The sequence below is a fragment of the Streptomyces sp. NBC_00289 genome, from assembly GCF_041435115.1.
Taxonomy (GTDB): Bacteria; Actinomycetota; Actinomycetes; order Streptomycetales; family Streptomycetaceae; genus Streptomyces.
In genome coordinates, this window is the sequence record NZ_CP108046.1 from 8,659,447 (window position 1) to 8,676,387 (window position 16,941).

Sequence of the window (16,941 nt, forward strand, 5' to 3'; positions counted from 1 at the left end):
ATACCGTGGCGGTGCGCTACCCGGCCGACGAGGTGACGGCCGGGACCGGTGCCCCGTCGGGCAGCGCGCGCCCCAGGATCGTGTCCAGGTCGGCGGCGTCGGGCAGCGTGCCGAAGGCGTGCCCCCAGTCGCCGCCGAGCCGGCTCGCGCAGAACGCGTCGGCCACCGCTGCCGGGGCGTGTCGGACCAGGAGCGAGGCCTGCAGGGTGAGGGCCATCAGTTCCACGAGCCGGCGAGCGCCGGTCTCGGTCGCTTCGGACAGCAGGGTCCTCAGCCGTGTCACGGCACCGTCGAGCCGGGCGTCCGCCCCCCGCGCCAGGGCGAGTTCGCCGAACAGGGCGTCCGCGGCGCCGGGTGCGCGGCGCAACGCCCGCAGTACGTCGAGGGCGTTGACGTTTCCCGAGCCTTCCCAGATCGACAGCAGCGGGGCCTCGCGGTAGTGGCGGGGCATGCCCGACTCCTCGACGTAGCCGTTGCCACCGAGGCACTCGAGGGCCTCCGCCGTGAAGGCCGGACCCCGCTTGGTGACCCAGTACTTGCCGGCGGCGGTGGCGATCCGGCGGAACGCGGCCTCCCCTGCGTCCCCGCGCACCGCCCGGTCGGCCGCGCCGGCCAGCCGCAGGGTGAGCGCCGTCGCGGCCTCGGACTCCAGTGCCAGGTCGGCCAGCACGTTGCGCATCAGCGGCTGGTCGACCAGGCGTGCGCCGAACGCGCTGCGGTGACGCACGTGGTGCCCCGCCTCGACGAGCGTCTTGCGCATCAGCGTGGCGGACATCATCACGCAGTCCAGACGCGTGCAGTTGACCATCTCGATGATCGTCTTGACGCCCTGTCCCTCGGGGCCGACGAGCCAGGCGACCGTCCCGTCGAACTCGGGCTCGGAGGAGGCGTTCGACCGGTTGCCGAGCTTGTCCTTCAGCCGTTGGATGCGGAAGGTGTTGCGGCTGCCGTCGGGCAGGACGCGTGGCACCAGGAAGCAGGACAGACCGCCCGGGGCCTGGGCCAGTACGAGGAACACGTCGCACATCGGCGCCGAGGTGAACCACTTGTGTCCGCGCAGGGTGTAGACGCCGGGCTCGGCGCTGGGCGTCGCCGCGGTGGTGTTCGTGCGGACGTCGGAGCCGCCCTGCTTCTCGGTCATCCCCATGCCCGCCAGCAGGCCGCGCTTCTCGGTCGGCACCCGGAGTCCGGGCTCGTACTCCCGGCCGGTCAGCAGGGGTTCGTAGATCTTCGCCAGCTCCGGCTGCCTGCGCAGCGCGGGTACGGCCGCGTAGGTCATCGACGTCGGGCAGCCGTGTCCCGCCTCGGTGTGGCCCCACACCAGTCCGCCGGCGGTGCGGGCGACATGGGCCCCGGGCCGGTCGTCGGCCCAGGGCGCGCCCGCCAGTCCCTCGGCGACCGCGACCCGCATCAGGTGGTGCCAGCTCGGATGGAACTCGACCTCGTCGATCCGGTTGCCGTACCGGTCGTGCGTGCGCAGCTCCGGCTCGTGGCGGTTGGCCTGCTCGCCCCACTCCTGCGCCTCGGCGCTGCCGGCCGTGAGGCCCAGCCGCCGGATGTCCTCCTCGGCCCATCCGGCGCCCTCCCGCCGCAGCCCTTCGAGCAGGGCCGTGTCCGCGGAGGCGTCGTACGGGGCCGGGGGAGGGGGCTGGTTGGTGACGTCGTGCGTGACGTCGTGCGTGGTGGACCGTTCGTGCGCGGGTGTCGAGACCATACGACCCATGTTGCACTCACGCTGCGGTTGTAGCAATAGTGCAACACGATGGGTATACGTACAGTACGTGACCATGCGGAGGAACGTGTCAGTACAGCCCGTCGAGGTCGAGCTGCGGCCGCTGTCCGCGCGGTCGGTCGTGCTGAGCCTGTTGCTGGGCGCGCATCCGCCGGAGCTCTCGGCGAGGGACCTCGTCCGGGCCGTGGAACCCTTCGGCGTCGGCGGGTCCACGCTGCGCGCCGCGCTCAGCCGGATGGTGGCGGCCGGTGATCTTCGGCGCACGGAGACCCGCTACCGTCTCAGCGACCGTCTGCTCGCCCGGCAGCTCCGCCAGGACGAGGCCGTTCACCCGCACACGCGCGCGTGGGACGGCGACTGGGAGATGGTCGTGATCACGGCCACCGGGCGCGGTCCCGCCGAACGCGCCGAACTGCGGGCTCGGTTGACCGCCGCCCGGCTGGCCGAACTGCGCGAGGGCGTCTGGTTGCGGCCCGCCAATCTGCGGCGCGCGCTGCCGGAGCGGCTCGAAGAGGTGGCGCAGCACTACACGGCACGTCCGGGCCGCCCCGCCGGCGAACTCGCCGCCGCCCTGTGGCCGCTGGACACCTGGTCCGCCTCGGCCCGGTCGCTGCTCTCCCGCGCCGGCCGGACGCGTCGTCCCGCCGACCGCCTCGCCACCTTCGCCGCCGTCGTACGTCATCTGCTCGCCGATCCCGTGCTGCCCTCCGACCTCCTTCCGCGGGACTGGCCGGGCGCGGAACTGCGCGATGCCTACCGGGGCTACCAGGAGGAGCTGGCGGACACCGTTCCGCAGCACGGTCCCCGGGCGTGAGTGCGCGGCCGTCCGCGGCGCCGTGCGGGGACGCTGCGGACGGCCGCCTGCACCGTCGCGCGATCAGAGGAGTCCGCGGACGCCCTGCTCGCGAGGGATCACCCGAGTACTCACTTGTAGGTGATGTCCGAGGCCGCGTACTTGCAGTACGTGCCGTCGGCGTTGGTGCCGTTGGTGGTCGGTTCCTTGCCGGTGTTGTTCCCGATGTACTTCTGGCACGGAATGATCTTCTTGCTGCTGTCCCCGACGATCGTGATGGCCTTCAGGGTCGCGCTGTCGCCGTAGTTGGTGTTGATGCCGACGAGCTTGCTGCCCTTGTAGGTCGCCTCGATGGTGTTGAGGTTGATCGTCCGCTTGTACTGGGCGCTCTTGCAGTTGCCGCACGACCGGACGAACGTGCCGAAGTTCTTCACGGCGAAGTTCGAGACGTTCAGCGTGCCGGCGCCGTTGAACTGGAACACCTTGTCGCTGGCTTCCTTCGCGCCACCGCCGGAGACGGTGTAGACGTTGGACGACGAGGAGCCCAGGAACGTCGCCGCGTCCTCGCCGACGTCCTCCCACCACACGTTCTGCAGCGTGCAGCTGCCCAGGCAGTGGATGCCGTCCGCGGCGGGGGCGCCGATGATGACGTTCTTGAGGACCGTGCCGGCGGCCAGTTCCAGGATCGGCCCCTGGTCCTCGTCCTGGCTGTCGCTGCCGAGGTCTCCGGTGCCGTAGAGGCGCTTCATCGCGTAGTCCTTGGTGCCGGACACGGAGATGGTGGAGGAGACGCCCTGGCTGCCGTTCGCGGTGGGCCAGGTGGCGGCACTCGCCGGAGTCAGGGCCCCGTCTGTCATGATCATGGCAACCGAAAGGCCGAGTGCGGCCATCGCGCCGGTCAGTGCGCGCGTGCGGGCGCGCGGACGAGCTGCAGAAGTCATGTCCCGATTCCTTCTGATCGTTGTTGTGCCGTGGTGTCCGTGGTGTCCGTGGTGTCCGTGGTGTCTGTCGTGGCGTGGGAGGTGTCAGAGCTTTCCGGCGCCGGCGCCGCCCGTCACCGAGGCGACGACGGTCGAGGCGGGCTCGGCGGTGTAGCCGTAGGGAGCGCTGGTGAAGGTGCCGACCCGGGAGATCTCGGTGGCGGCTCCACCGAGGTCGTTGCCCCGCAGGTTCGCGTAGCCGTCCACGTCGCTGTCGCGGCTGGTGGTCACGGCGACCGTCGTCGAGCGGAAGACGTTGTTCTCGACGAGCATCTGCGCGCCCATGCGCGAGTGCACGGCGGTCTCGGCCCCGACGACGTAGTTGTCGTAGAAGTGGCCGGTGCCGAAGCGCAGGCTGGGGATGCGCGAGTAGACGTTGCTGAACTGGTTGTGGTGGTACGTCACCCGCAGGTGGCCGGTGTCCTCGCTCGCGTTGTTGTCGCTGTGGCCGACGAGCGAGCCCTTGTAGTGGTCCTTGAAGGTGTTCCAGGACACCGTGACGTAGTCGGAGCCGTGGTTGATGTCGAGCAGCCCGTCGTAGTAGTCCTTGTCGTGATCGCGGTCCGCCGAGAAGGAGTTGTGGTCGATCCACACCTTCGTGGACGCCTGGACGGTGATGCCGTCGGCCGGCGCGACCGGCTTGCTGATGTTCAGGTTGCGGACGACGACGTTGGTCACCTTCTTCAGGCGCAGCCCGCCGCCGGTGAACCCGGAGGACGAACCGACGCCCAGGACCGTGGTGTTGGAACCGATGTCGACCTGACCGCTCAGCGAGATCAGTCCGTTGACCTTGACGACCTTGGCCGTGTTGCCGGTGACGGCCGTCTTGAAGGCGCTCAGTGTCGAGACGGTGACCGCGGTGGCGCTGCCGCCGCCGGTCGTCCCGGCGCCGAACCCGACCGGTGAGGTCTCCGCCGCGCCTGCCGGCTGCGGGAGGACGAGGACCGCCGCGGTGGCGAGTGCGACGGTGGCGGCCGCCACCAGTGTGGATCTTTGCGTCTGTGTATGTGGGGGGCGTATACGCATGCGGGTGCGTCCCTTCCGGGTGCCAGTGAGGGTCATGTACGTGAATGTCGTACGCCATGTGGAACACCGCGCGCAGTCAGTGCGGCCTTACCGGGGCTGGGGTGGTACCCCTCGGTCACACTGCTGAACGGAACGTAGGGGGTAAGCGCTTTCTAGTCAACGCTTTGCGCAGAAGGAATCCAGCCATGCGCGGTGGCGGGGGGCGCCGTTCGGGTTCATACCGTGGGAGCGCTTCCATGATGGCCATGCCCATGCCACGATGCTCCGCGGACGCTTCCCTTCCGAGAGGGGTGAGCCATGAGAACCCGGCAGCAGCGGTAGCCCCTCTCCCGGCCTGTCGGCCCGGAGGACGGGTGAACGCCGACTGCTGAACCACACCCGCAGAGCCGCGACCGGAAAGGTTCGAGAACGTGTCCCCCACACCCCGCAACACCGCGCGGAGCACGCCACGTTCGATGCTCCTGGCGCTTCTCGCCGCACTGGTGCCGTTACTCGCGGCCACCGTTCTCACCACACCTGCGGCGGCCCGGACCGAGACGCCCGCCGCGGTTCCCGCCGCAGCTCCCGCCGCGGTTCCCACGGCGACGCTGACCGAGGTCACCGGGTTCGGCGACAACCCCAGCAACCTCCAGATGTACGTGTACGTCCCGGCGAACGTCACCGCCCACCCGGCGGTCGTGGTCGCCGTGCACTACTGCACCGGCTCGGGTCCGGCGATGTACTCGGGCACCGAGTGGGCCTCGCTGGCCGACCGGTACGGGTTCGTCGTCATGTATCCGTCGGTCACCCGCGCCAGCAAGTGCTTCGACGTCTCCTCCCCGCAGGCGCTGAAGCGCGGCGGCGGCAGCGACCCGGTCGGGATCAAGTCGATGATCGACTGGACCACTCGGACCTACGACGCCGACACGACGAAGATCTTCGCCACCGGCATCTCCTCCGGCGCGATGATGACCAACGTCCTGCTGGGCGACTACCCCGACGTGTTCGCGGCCGGCGCCGCGTTCTCCGGCGTGCCCTTCGGCTGCTTCGCCACCACCGACGGCTCCGAGTGGAACAGCGCCTGCTCGGGCGGCACCGTCATCCACACCCCGCAGCAGTGGGGCGACCTGGTGCGCGGCGCCCATCCCGGCTACACCGGCACCCGCCCGCGCATGCAGGTGTGGCACGGCACCGAGGACGACGTGCTGCGCTACCCCAACTTCGGGGAGGAGATCAAGCAGTGGACGAACGTGCTCGGAGCCGGCCAGACCCCGGCCGCGACCGACTCGCCCGCCTCCGGCTGGACCCGCACCCGCTACGGCTCGACCGGTGACCAGGCCCCCGTGGAGGCCATCAGTCTCCAGGGCGTCGGCCACAACCTGTACAGCTACGGCATGGCCTCCCGCGCGCTCACCTTCTTCGGCCTGGACGGCTCCGGCCCCGCGCCCCAACCCGAGCCGGGTGCCTGCAAGGTGACCGCCGGCACCAACGCCTGGAACACGGGCCTGACCGCCTCGGTCACGATCACCAACACCGGTACGACCGCGATCGCCGCCTGGCAGCTCGGCTTCACGCTGCCCGCCGGCCAGACCATCACCAACGGCTGGGGCGCCACCTACGCGCCCGCGTCCGGCGCGGTGACGGCCACGAACGCCTCGTACAACGGCGCGCTCGCACCGAACACGAGCGTCACCATCGGCTATCAGGCCGGCCACACCGGCAACAGCGCGGCGCCGGCGGCCTTCACGCTCAACGGGAAGGCCTGTACGACAGGTTGACGCCCCGAAACCGGCGGTGGCCGGGAGAGTCCTCTCCGGCCACCGTCGGTTCGTGACGTCGTCAGTACGGCAGGAGACGTCCCGAGGGCGTCCTGCGGTCGATGGTCTGGTCGCGTGACGGGCTGGGCCGACGGCTGACGCGGATGCGGATCTGGCGGTTCATGACGCCCTCCTCATACCTGATGCGACCAGCCTGGTCGCCGGCGCGGGCGCGCACATCGTGCCCGGGAAGGTGATCTACCCCGATCTTCCGGGCGCAGTCATCAGGGTCGCCCGTACTTCTCCGGGAGTAGTGCCTCGCCGGGAGTGCAGGTTGTTCCAGGACTACGCGCCGTCACGGGAGTACGTGCTGCTCCGGAGTACGTGTTGCTGCGGAGGTTCGCGATCCCGCCGGGCCGCCGTGCTCAGACCGAGCGGTGGTACTGCTCCGGCACCCGCACCTCGGCCCCGAGTTCGCGTGCGGCTCGCCGCGCCCATGACGGGTCGCGGAGCAGTTCGCGGCCCAGCAGGACAGCGTCGGCCTCGCCGTTCGCCAGGATCTTCTCGGCCTGCTCGGCGTCCGTGATGAGTCCGACGGCGGCGACCGGCATCGGCGACTCGGCCTTCACGCGGGCGGCGAAGGGCACCTGGTAGCCGGGGCCGAGCGGGATGCGCACACCGGAGGCGTTGCCGCCGGAGGAGACGTCGAGGAGGTCGACCCCGTGGGCGTGCAGTTCGTGCGCGAAGCGGACCGTGTCGTCCGCCGACCAGCCGCCGTCGTCCAGCCAGTCGGTCGCCGAGATGCGGAAGAACAGCGGCTTCTCGTCCGGCCACACCTCCCGTACGGCGTCGACGACTTCGAGGGCGAAGCGGGTGCGGTTGCCGTACGAGCCGCCGTAGCCGTCGGTGCGGTGGTTGGAGTGCGGGGAGAGGAACTCGTTGATCAGGTAGCCGTGGGCGCCGTGGATCTCGGCGATCTCGAATCCGGCGGCCAGGGCTCGACGGGCCGCGTCGGCGAACTGCTCCACGACCTCCTGGATCTGACTGACGGTCAGTTCGCCCGGTACCGGGTGCGCGTCGTCGAAGGCCACCGGGCTCGGCGCCACCGGCTGCCATCCGTGGGCGTCCGGCCCGATCGGCGCGCCGCCCTTCCACGGTCGGTCGGTGGAGGCCTTACGGCCGCTGTGGGCCAACTGGACGGCGGGCACCGTGCCCTGGCCGGTGAGGAAGCGCGTGATCCTCCGGAAGGCCTCGACCTGGGTGTCGTTCCAGATCCCGAGGTCGTACGGGGAGATGCGTCCCTCGGGCGAGACGGCGGTGGCCTCCACGACGATCAGGCCGGTACCGCCGGCCGCACGCGCCCCGTAGTGCGCGAAGTGCCAGTCGGCGGGTGCGCCGGTGGCAGGGCCCTGCGGTGCGGCCGAGTACTGGCACATCGGGGGCATCCAGACCCGGTTCGGGACGGTCACGTCACGCAGGTCGAAGGGCTGGAAGAGTGAGCTCACGGCGAGCTGCTCCATTCATCGCGAGGCCGACGGACGACTCGTACGATAGGCATCGTAGTACGGTGGATGTCAAACTACGAGAGATCTCGTACAAGGTCTCGTAGACTGGGGACTCCTCCCGCAACGGGGGAGCCTCCCGGACGAACTGGAGCCCGCCGTGACCACCGCCGCCCCCGCCGCAGGCAGCCGCGACCTTCCGCATCCGGCGCCGGACGAGATCCGGCTGGAGTCGGTGCTGCACGCGCTGTCCGACCCGATGCGGCTGCGGATCGTGCGAGAGCTCGCCGCCGACGGCGCCGAGCTCTCCTGTTCGCACTTCGACCTGCCCGTCACCAAGTCCACGACCACGCACCACTTCCGGGTGTTGCGCGAGAGCGGGGTGGTGCGGCAGACCTACCGGGGCACGGCCAAGCTGAACGGCCTGCGCCGCGGCGACCTAGACGACCTCTTCCCGGGGCTTCTCGACACCCTCCTCGCCGCCGCCGAGCGCCAGGCCGCCCGCCTCGGCGGCTGAAGCGACCGCACCGGTCGAGGCGGCTGAACGCGCCCTCGTGGGAAGGTGGTTGAAGAGCAGGTTCAGCGTGACAGCGGTCAGGCAGCCGGCGCTGATGCCGCTGTTCATCACCGTCTGGAACCAGTCGGGGAACTGCGCGTAGACGGTGGGCACACCGACCGGCAGCACACCCATGGCGATCGAGACGGCCACCACCGTCAGGTTGTCGTTGCCCCTGAAGTCGACCGCGGCCAGGGTGCGCAGTCCGCCGGCGGCCACCGTCCCGAACATCACCAGACCCGCACCGCCCAGCACCGGCGCCGGTACCGCCGCGACCACCGCGCCCAGCTTGGGCAGCAGCCCGAGCAGGACCAGGATGCCGCCGGCGGCCGCCACCACCCAGCGGCTGCGGACGCGCGTCATGCCGACGAGACCGACGTTCTGCGCGTACGCCGTGTACGGGAAGGTGTTGAAGACGCCCCCGAGCACGGTCGACAGGCCGTCGGCGCGCAGGCCGTCCGAGAGCGGGCGCGGCTCGATCCTCCGCCCGGTCATCTCGCCCACCGCGATGAGGTCACCGGTCGTCTCGGTCATCGTCACCAGGGCCACCACCAGCATCGACACGATCGCCGACGCCTCGAAGGTGGGCGCCCCGAAATGGAACGGCGTGCTGATCCCGACCCAGTCCGCGTCCCCCACCCCGCCGAAGTCCGTGAACCCGAACGGCACCGCGACCGCGAGCCCCACCACGATGCCGATCAGCACGGCGACCCGGCTCAGGAACGCCGGCGCGAACCTCTGCACACCCAGCACCACGGCGAGGACGAGGCCCGCCAGCGCCAGGTTCTTCGGCTCCCCGAAGTCCTTCGCTCCCGCGCCGCCCGCCGACCAGTTGCCCGCGACCGGCAGCAGCGAGAGGCCGATGATCAGGATCACCGTGCCCGTGACGAGGGGCGGGAAGAACCGCAGCAGCTTCCCGAAGACCGGTGCCAGCAGCACGATCGCCAGCCCCGCGACGATCACCGAGCCGTAGATCGCGGGCAGTCCGCCGCCCGTCGTGCCGATCAGCACCATCGGCGACACCGCCGCGAACGTGCAGCCCTGCATGATCGGCAGCCGCACCCCGAAGCGCCAGAAGCCGATGCACTGGATCAGCGTGGCGATGCCGCACACCAGCAGGTCCGCGGTGATCAGATACGCCAGGTCCGCGGGCGACAGCTTCATCGCACCGCCCACGATCAGCGGAACGGCCACCGCGCCCGCGTACATGGCGAGCACATGCTGCAGACCGAAGGCGGCCAACTGCCGTACGGGCGGTACCTCGTCGACGGGATGGACGGGTGCGGTCGTTGCCATGGGGACTCCAGAGCGGCGGGTGGAGGGACTTCCGAACAGCACGTGACCGTATGCGCCTTGAACAGTTTGTTGATTTCCGGTCTGTTGCCGCTGTGTGACCTGCCGCCCGCGCCGCCCGGCACCCGCTACGAGGCAGTTCCCCTGGCCGCCGTCAGCAGTGACTCCCAGTCGGGCAGCTTGACCACGCCCCGCCCGAGCGAGGCCCCGAGCCGCGCCTCCGCCCGCTCGATCGCCTGCCATCCCGACCACTCGACGGGGTCGATCCCCTCGGCCCGCAGTACCGCCGGCGGATCCGCGGGAATCTCCTTCCGTACGATCACGTCGGCGTCCTCGAGCAGTGACAGCACCGTCTCCTTCGCGCAGGGCCGGTTGGTGCCGATGACGCCCGTCGGCCCCCGCTTGATCCAGCCGGCCACGTACTCGCCCGGCGCGACCACGCCCTCGCGCAGCACGCGCCCGGCCAGATGGGGGACCGTGCCGGTCGCGGCGTCGAACGGCAGCCCTTCCAGCGGCACCCCGCGGTAGCCGACCGAGCGCAGCACCAGTTGCGCCTCGACGTCCTCGTACCGCCCCGTGCCCGTCACCCCGCCCTGCCCGTCCGGCCGTGTCCGTTCGAAGCGCACCGCGCCCACCCTGCCGCCGTCGGGGAGGAGGGCGACGGGGCGCAGGAAGAAGCGCAGCCGGATCCGGCGCGGCGCGCCCGTCGCCGGGGTCCGCGTCCAGTCCCGCAGCACCTCCACGTTGCGGCGCTGCGCGGCGGGCAGCCCCGAGGGGTCGAGGTACGCCGGGTCCTGCGCCAGTTCCGCCGGGTCCGCCCGCACGTCGGTCTCCGGCATGGCGCCCAGCTCGCGCAGTTCCTTGGTGGTGAAGCGGGCCTGGGAGGGGCCGCGCCGGCCCGCCATGTGGATGTCGGTCACCCGGCTCGCGGCCAGCGCGGAGAGGGCGGCCTGCGGCATGTCGGTGGGGCTCAGCTCCGCCGGGCCCCGGGCCAGCATCCGGGCGACGTCCACCGCCACGTTCCCGACGCCGATGACCACGGCCGAGCGGGCGCCGCGCACGAAGCCGTCGACGGCGGCGTCCGGATGGGCGCTGTACCAGGACACGAACTCGGTCGCCGACCAGCTGCCCGGCAGCTCCTCGCCGGGAATCCCGAGATGCCGGTCGGTGGCGGCGCCCACGCAGTACACGACCGCGTGGTACAGCTCCCGCAACCGGGCACCGGACAGCCCGCCGGGCCCGATCCGGACGCCGCCGAGGAAACGCACCCGCTCGTGCTCCAGCACCGTCCGCAGGTTTCCCTGGAGTGACTTGATCTTCTCGTGGTCCGGTGCCACGCCGTAGCGCACCAGGCCGTACGGGCACGGCAGCCGGTCCAGGACGTCGACATGTACCTCGGAGTCCAGCTGGACCAGGCTCTGGGCGGTGTAGCACCCGCTCGGCCCGGAGCCGACGACGGCGACACGCAGCACGGCGGAACTCCTTACCCCGAAGGATTCAGCGGAGGTCGCTCACGCTTCCAGGATGGCACCGCTGGTGCTCCGCTGACAGGGTGTTGCGGCCGACTGGGGTGCGCGTGTCCGTTCGGATGGAATGTGATCATGCGGTTACGTTGCGTGTGTGCTAGAAGCATCCTTTTTTAACCTTTCTGATCGTTGCCCGACGGACGGCGCGGTGTCCGTGTGGCCCGCGTGGGAGGTGCGGGAGGACGGTGGAACGACGTCGTGGTTCCACGTACGGCTGGCCTTCACCGACGGCGCACGGATCGACGTCCTCGCGGTGGTGTCCGGGGGATGCCTCTCGCTCGAGGATGTGCGAGCGCGGCCGGCCCTGCCACTGGACGATCTCCCCGTGCTCGCCGAATGGATCGAGGGACCGCTGTCCGAGGCGTGCGGTGCGGCGCCCGAGGCCGGCGAGGCGGGGGCCCGCAACCGGGCCCGGCCGGCGTGGCCGGGCGGGATCGAGGGGCGGTGGCTCGTCGCGCGGGAGTACCGCGCGGCCCAGGAGGGCGGCGTCGATCCCGTGCTCGCGGTGATGTGCGCGACCGGGCACGGCCGCCGCAGGTCGCTCAGGCTGATCGCCCAGGCGCGTGACGCGGGCTTCCTGGCACCCGGTCACGCACGGCGCTGAGCACGGGGACGTGCCCGGCGGCCACCTCGGTGACCACGGCCGGGCGGGCCGCGCCGCCCTTCACCCCATCTCACGCATCCGCGTGATCTCGCTCGTCTGCTGGGCGACCACGTCGTCGGCCATCTCCTCGATCCGGATGTTGTTGCCCTGCGCCTTCACGTTCGCCGCCATGGTGATCGCGCCCTCGTGGTGAGTGATCATCAGCGTCAGGAAGAGCTCGTCGAACGCCTTCCCCCTCGCCGCGCGCAGCTTGCCCAGCTGTGCCTCGGTCGCCATGCCGGGCATCGCGCTGTGCGCGTGGCCGCCGCCCGTCTCGTCCTCGCCGTACGTCCGCAGCCAGCCCCGCATGCCGGTGATCTCCGGGCCCTGCGCGGCGGCGATCCGTTCGGCGAGGCGCTTCACCTTCGACGACCGGGCGCGGTCGGGGACGAGTTCGGTCATCTCCAGGGCCTGCGTGTGGTGCTCGATCATCGTGCGCGCGTACGTCACGTCCGCCGAGTTGGGGGAGTCGTCGTCGACGCGCTGTTCGGCGGCGTCCGCGGCGGACAGAGTCTGGTTCGCCTCACCCGGCTTGCCGGGTACGAGTACCGACGGCCCGGTCGCGGCGGGCGTCTTCGCGTCGGATCCGGAGTCGCAGCCTCCGAGTGCGAGCGCCGCGAGAACGGCCAGTGCGGCCGTGACCAGGGACGCGCGCGACGCGCGGCGTAAGAGCACAACGACCTCCAGTGGCAGGCGGGACGAGGCACACCTCGTAAGTACCGATGACCGTCCTAACACGCTTCCGCGCGCGAGTGATCAAAAACCTTCATTACGTCTTCGTTGCCGTCTGTTGATATGTGCATGGTGAAGACGATACTGCGGGGGTGCGTGAACCGTTCCGACGCGGAACGGACCAAGGGAGGAAACAGTGATCCTGTTAAGCGACCCCCGAACGCGGCGCAGACGGCTGGGAGTTGCCGCAGCCGCGGCCGGACTCCTGGCGGCGCTGCTGACGGCCGGCCCCGCCGCCGCGACCCCCGACCCCGGGGACGGCACGGGTACGACGAACACCGAGGTGTCCCAGAGAGCCCAGGCCGAGGTGAGGGCGGCCATCGCCGACGGCGGGATACCCGGACAGGACGAGATCGTCCACTCGGCCAACGTCGAGCACCTCGCCAACGTCCCCAAGGAGGCCTTCGCGGGCTTCAATTCGGACCTGGCCTTCCAGGGCAGGTACGCCTTCGCGGGCAACTACGACGGCTTCCGCATCTTCGACATCAGTGACCCGAAGGCGCCGAAGACGGTCGCCCAGGTCCTCTGCCCCGGCTCGCAGAACGACATCTCCGTCTCCGGCGACCTGCTGTTCCTGTCCACCGACTCCTCGCGCAGCGACAGCAGTTGCAACAGCACCACGCAACCTGTCACCGAGAAGTCGTCGTGGGAGGGCATGAAGGTCTTCGACATCAGCGACAAGGCGAACCCCAGGTACGTCGCCGCCGTCGAGACCGCCTGCGGCTCGCACACCCACTCGCTGGTGCCCGACCGCAAGAACGTCTACGTCTACGTCTCCTCGTACTCGCCGAACGCCGCCTACCCCGACTGCCAGCCCCCGCACGACGGCATCTCGGTCATCAAGGTGCCGCGCAAGGCGCCCGAGCAGGCGGCGGTCGTCGGCTTCCCGGTGCTCTTCCCCGGTGAGGGCCCGGACGGCGGCGGCAACCCCGGTGCGCCCACCAACCCGGGCGTCTCCAAGACCACCGGCTGCCACGACATCACGGTCCTGCCCTCCAAGGACCTGGCCGCGGGCGCCTGCATGGGTGACGGCATCCTCTTCTCCATCGAGGATCCCGAGCATCCGAAGGTCATCGACCAGGTGCAGGACAACGTCAACTTCGCGTTCTGGCATTCGGCGACCTTCAACCAGAAGGCGAACAAGGTCGTGTTCACCGACGAGCTGGGCGGCGGCGGTGCGGCCACCTGCAACGCGGCGATCGGCCCGAACCGCGGCGCCGACGGCATCTACGACATCGTCGGCAAGGGCGACAAGCGCAAGCTCGTCTTCCGCGGCTACTACAAGATCCCCCGCCACCAGGCCGACACGGAGAACTGCGTGGCCCACAACGGCTCGCTGATCCCGGTCAAGGGCAAGGACATCATGGTCCAGGCCTGGTACCAGGGCGGCGTGTCGGTCTGGGACTTCACCGACTCCGCCCACCCGAAGGAGATCGCCTACTTCGAGCGCGGCCCGCTGACCACCGACGCGCTCTCGGTCGGCGGCTCGTGGTCGGCGTACTACTACAACGGCTACATCTACTCGAACGACATCACCAAGGGCTTCGACGTCCTGAAGCTCAGCGATCGCCGCACCGACCCCGCCAGGCGGGTGCACGTGCGTGAGCTCAACGTCCAGACGCAGCCGGACTACTTCGACTGACCGGACGCCTGCTCACCCGTAGCGAAGAACCGTGACAGATCGGTCTCGCACGTCCCGCCGGACGCCTCGTCGTCCGGCGGGACCCCGAGTTCCGGGGCCAGCCGGTAGCGCTGGAACAGCTCCGTCCGCAGCACCGGCACGGGCATCGGAACTCCCGGCACCAGAGCCGCGAAGACCGCGCCCATGAGCACCGCGCGCAGCATCGGGTAGTCGGCGCCGACGTTCTGGGAGCCGTAGCGGGCGACGGTGTCTCCCAGCAGCTCGGACAGGCGCTTCTGCTCCGGGCACTGCACGAACCCCTCGGCCTGCAGCAGGCCCGCCATGTGCTGGCGCATCAGGACCGGCCGGTCCCGGGCCAGGCCCAGGATCGCGTCGATGGCCCGCGCCAGCCGCTCCCGGCCGTCCTCGGTACGCGGCTCCCGCTCCAGGGCCTCCTCCAGCGTGCGGTGCATCAGCCGGTGCACGGCCGACTGCACGAGCTGGCGCTTGCCGGGGAAGTAGTACGACACCAGGCCCCGGGCCGAGCCCGCCCGGTCCGCGATGTCGCCGAGCGTCGTCGCCTCGTACCCGTGCTCGCCGACCAGCTCGACCGCCGCCTGCAGGAGCCGCTCCCGGGAACGCCGGCGCAACTCTTCATTGACCGAGGCGCTGCGCGGGGACATGCTGTAACTCCTGCGTTGACTGGTTGCCAGCCAACTATACTCAACGCGACCGGACCGGCTCTTTCGCGGAGTCTGTCCGGGCTGCTGCCTGCCCTGGGCGGCGCGGGGGATCGTCCAGGGCGGGTGAGCACTTCTCGAGTGGTGGCCCGGGGCTACTTCCTCGCCGTACCGGCGTCCACCAGATCCAGTACCGGCAACAGTCCGTCCGGCCGCCGGGACACCGGCAGATGGTCCACGAAGTGCACCCGGCAGCCGAGGACCGCCGCACCGCCGTCGGCCCGCCGGTCGTCACCGACCATCAGGGTCCGGCGAGGGTCGGCGCCGAGCGCGTCGCACGCCGTCGCGAACAGTTGCGGATCCGGCTTCTGGATCCCGTGCTCGAAGGACAGGACGTACGTGCCGACGTAGGCGTCGAGACCGTGCTCACGGAAGACCGGCCGCAGGTCCCAGCCGATGTTGCTGACCACGCCGACGCCGATCCCGCGCTCACGCAGGGTGCGCAACACCTCCGCGGCGTCGGGGTACGGGGTCCACGCGGCCGGAGTCATGTGGCGGTCGTACAGCGCGTCGTGCAGCCGGGGGTCGGGCAGTGGCACCTGGCGGGAGAGGCCCGTGTACGCGGCCCGGTGCAGTTCGGCGCTCTCGTCCCGGACGCGCCAGATGTCGGCCACCGCGTCGGGGAGCCGCTCGGCGGGGGCGCCGCCGGGCAGGGCGCCCGTGCTCTCCAGGGCCTGCGCGGTCCGGAGCAACTCGGCTTCGCCGAGGCGGAGTCCGGCCTCGTCCAGGACGGCTCGCAGCCAGGACTCGGCGGACTCGATGCGGAAGAGGGTTCCGGAGAAGTCGAACAGTACGGCAGACATGCGCCGGACTGTACCGGCGCCCTTCGCCGGCGGACGCCTCGCCGGGACGCGTCAGAGCGGCGGCCGTCGGCGGTGGGGCAGGTGGCCGTACACCGGCACCGCCACCGCCACGACGAGCGCCCCGAGCAGCCAGCCGCCGAGCACGTCCGAGGGCCAGTGGACGCCCAGCCAGATCCGGGTGAGGCCGACGCCGACCACGGAGAGCGCGGCCACGGTCAGGGCCGTACCCCACAGGACGCGGCCGGCGCCGTGGTGGTGCAGCAGCCACAGGAGCAGGCCGAACACGACCGTGGCGGTCAGGGCGTGGCCCGACGGGAAGGCGGCGTAGTGGGCGGAGTCGACGGGGTCGGACCAGACGGGGCGCGGGCGGTCCACCGCGGCCTTGATTCCCTGCTGCAGCAGTGTGCCCAGCGCACATGTGGTCGCCAGCCATAGGGCCGTCCACCATGCCGAGCGCCGCCACACCAGCCACACCATGGCGACCGCACACAGGATGCGCATGGTCAGGGGGTCCCAGACCCAGTCCGTCAGGACGCGGAACACCTGAGTGGTGTCGGGGTCGTTCACCGCCCAGCGATGGGTGGTGCGGGAGATGTCACCGTCGACGGTGATCAGCGGACCCCACCGGGCCGCCACCAGCGTGAGCAGCAGGGCGGAGCACACCGCCAGAGCACCGGCGGAACGGGCGGCGGTGCGGTGCTCCGGCTGACGGGGTGGGGAGTCGACGGAGGACGAGTGCATGCTGCGATCCTCCCCGACCGACGGTGCGGGAGGCGAATTCCGGGGCGCGCCTCGGTCGCTGTGACGGAGGATCGAGGCGAGCGTCCGGTCGCCGCCGGGACGGAACTGCGGCTGGGGAGGGATCTCCGGGTGCCGGGTGCCGGGTGCCGGGTGCCGGGTGCCAGGTGCCGGGTCCTCAGTGCTCAGTGCCGACCCGGGGGTGCGGTCCGGCCTCCGGGCCCCGGGCTGCCGTCCGCACTGCGGCTTCCTCTGGCCGTCGGCTCCGGGTCGCCGTGTGGACAGCGGCCTTCTCCGGTCCTGGGCCGCGGCTTCGGGTTGCCGTCCGCACTGCGGCTTCCTCTGGCCGTCGGCTCCGGGTCGCCGTGTGGACAGCGGCCTTCTCCGGTCCTGGGCCGCGGCTTCGGGTTGCCGTCCGCACTGCGGCTTCCTCTGGCCGTCGGCTCCGGGTCGCCGTGTGGACAGCGGCCTTCTCCGGTCCTGGGCCGCGGCTTCGGGTTGCCGTCCGCACTGCGGCTTC

Annotated in this window: 15 protein-coding genes; 5 read left to right on the forward strand and 10 right to left on the reverse strand. The window is 71.0% G+C overall.

The window, feature by feature from the left end:
* Window positions 1-16: 16 nt before the first annotated feature.
* Window positions 17-1,714, reverse strand: coding sequence for a DNA alkylation response protein (locus OG985_RS39180; RefSeq protein ID WP_371673126.1), 1,698 nt, complete (start codon window positions 1,712-1,714; stop codon window positions 17-19).
* Window positions 1,715-1,787: 73 nt separating this feature from the next.
* Between OG985_RS39180 and OG985_RS39185 the strand changes: the two genes are divergently transcribed.
* Entirely contained in the window at window positions 1,788-2,546 is a 759-nt protein-coding gene (locus OG985_RS39185) for a PaaX family transcriptional regulator C-terminal domain-containing protein (protein ID WP_371673127.1), read from the forward strand.
* Between the two features lie 110 nt (window positions 2,547-2,656).
* On the opposite strand, the gene OG985_RS39190 is transcribed toward OG985_RS39185, so the two are convergent.
* Together OG985_RS39190 and OG985_RS39195 are read right to left on the reverse strand one after the other, a co-directional pair.
* Window positions 2,657-3,466, reverse strand: a complete 810-nt coding sequence (locus OG985_RS39190; protein WP_371673128.1) for a pectate lyase — start codon at window positions 3,464-3,466, stop codon at window positions 2,657-2,659.
* A gap of 84 nt (window positions 3,467-3,550) precedes the next feature.
* On the reverse strand, window positions 3,551-4,531 hold the full coding sequence (locus OG985_RS39195; protein ID WP_371673129.1) for a polysaccharide lyase family 1 protein: 981 nt from the start codon (window positions 4,529-4,531) through the stop codon (window positions 3,551-3,553).
* Window positions 4,532-4,986: 455 nt separating this feature from the next.
* Between OG985_RS39195 and OG985_RS39200 the strand changes: the two genes are divergently transcribed.
* Complete coding sequence (locus OG985_RS39200) at window positions 4,987-6,288, forward strand: PHB depolymerase family esterase (protein WP_371674618.1); 1,302 nt, start codon at window positions 4,987-4,989, stop codon at window positions 6,286-6,288.
* 404 nt (window positions 6,289-6,692) lie between these two features.
* Here the strand turns inward: OG985_RS39200 and OG985_RS39205 are convergent, their stop codons facing one another.
* On the reverse strand, window positions 6,693-7,772 hold the full coding sequence (locus OG985_RS39205; protein WP_371673130.1) for an NADH:flavin oxidoreductase/NADH oxidase: 1,080 nt from the start codon (window positions 7,770-7,772) through the stop codon (window positions 6,693-6,695).
* Window positions 7,773-7,929: 157 nt separating this feature from the next.
* Between OG985_RS39205 and OG985_RS39210 the strand changes: the two genes are divergently transcribed.
* Window positions 7,930-8,286: an ArsR/SmtB family transcription factor gene (locus OG985_RS39210; RefSeq protein WP_371673131.1), complete on the forward strand. Its 357-nt coding sequence runs from the start codon at window positions 7,930-7,932 to the stop codon at window positions 8,284-8,286.
* On the opposite strand, the gene OG985_RS39215 is transcribed toward OG985_RS39210, so the two are convergent.
* Both OG985_RS39215 and OG985_RS39220 read right to left on the reverse strand, forming a co-directional pair.
* Window positions 8,209-9,621 carry a nucleobase:cation symporter-2 family protein gene (locus OG985_RS39215; RefSeq protein WP_371673132.1) on the reverse strand — a complete coding sequence of 471 codons (1,413 nt, stop codon included), beginning with the start codon at window positions 9,619-9,621 and terminating at the stop codon, window positions 8,209-8,211. The genes OG985_RS39210 and OG985_RS39215 overlap by 78 nt on opposite strands.
* A 125-nt stretch (window positions 9,622-9,746) precedes the next feature.
* The gene (locus OG985_RS39220; RefSeq protein WP_371673133.1) at window positions 9,747-11,090 is read right to left on the reverse strand and encodes an FAD-dependent oxidoreductase; all 1,344 of its coding nucleotides are present in this window, start codon (window positions 11,088-11,090) and stop codon (window positions 9,747-9,749) included.
* Between the two features lie 202 nt (window positions 11,091-11,292).
* Between OG985_RS39220 and OG985_RS39225 the strand changes: the two genes are divergently transcribed.
* Window positions 11,293-11,748, forward strand: coding sequence for a DUF6214 family protein (locus OG985_RS39225; RefSeq protein ID WP_371673134.1), 456 nt, complete (start codon window positions 11,293-11,295; stop codon window positions 11,746-11,748).
* Between the two features lie 60 nt (window positions 11,749-11,808).
* Here OG985_RS39225 and OG985_RS39230 read toward each other — a convergent pair whose 3' ends face one another.
* Window positions 11,809-12,462, reverse strand: a complete 654-nt coding sequence (locus tag OG985_RS39230) for a DUF305 domain-containing protein (protein WP_371673135.1) — start codon at window positions 12,460-12,462, stop codon at window positions 11,809-11,811.
* Between the two features lie 193 nt (window positions 12,463-12,655).
* Here OG985_RS39230 and OG985_RS39235 point away from each other — a divergent pair, with 193 nt between their 5' ends.
* Window positions 12,656-14,161 (forward strand): LVIVD repeat-containing protein, encoded by a 1,506-nt coding sequence (locus tag OG985_RS39235; protein ID WP_371673136.1) that lies wholly within the window; start codon window positions 12,656-12,658, stop codon window positions 14,159-14,161.
* Here OG985_RS39235 and OG985_RS39240 read toward each other — a convergent pair.
* The 3 genes from OG985_RS39240 to OG985_RS39250 form a co-directional block, all read right to left on the reverse strand.
* Window positions 14,149-14,823, reverse strand: a complete 675-nt coding sequence (locus OG985_RS39240; protein WP_371673137.1) for a TetR/AcrR family transcriptional regulator — start codon at window positions 14,821-14,823, stop codon at window positions 14,149-14,151. The genes OG985_RS39235 and OG985_RS39240 overlap by 13 nt on opposite strands.
* Window positions 14,824-14,975: 152 nt before the next feature.
* Window positions 14,976-15,683, reverse strand: a complete 708-nt coding sequence (locus OG985_RS39245; protein WP_371673138.1) for an HAD family hydrolase — start codon at window positions 15,681-15,683, stop codon at window positions 14,976-14,978.
* Window positions 15,684-15,734: 51 nt separating this feature from the next.
* On the reverse strand, window positions 15,735-16,424 hold the full coding sequence (locus OG985_RS39250; RefSeq protein ID WP_371673139.1) for a phosphatase PAP2 family protein: 690 nt from the start codon (window positions 16,422-16,424) through the stop codon (window positions 15,735-15,737).
* Window positions 16,425-16,941 lie beyond the last annotated feature (517 nt).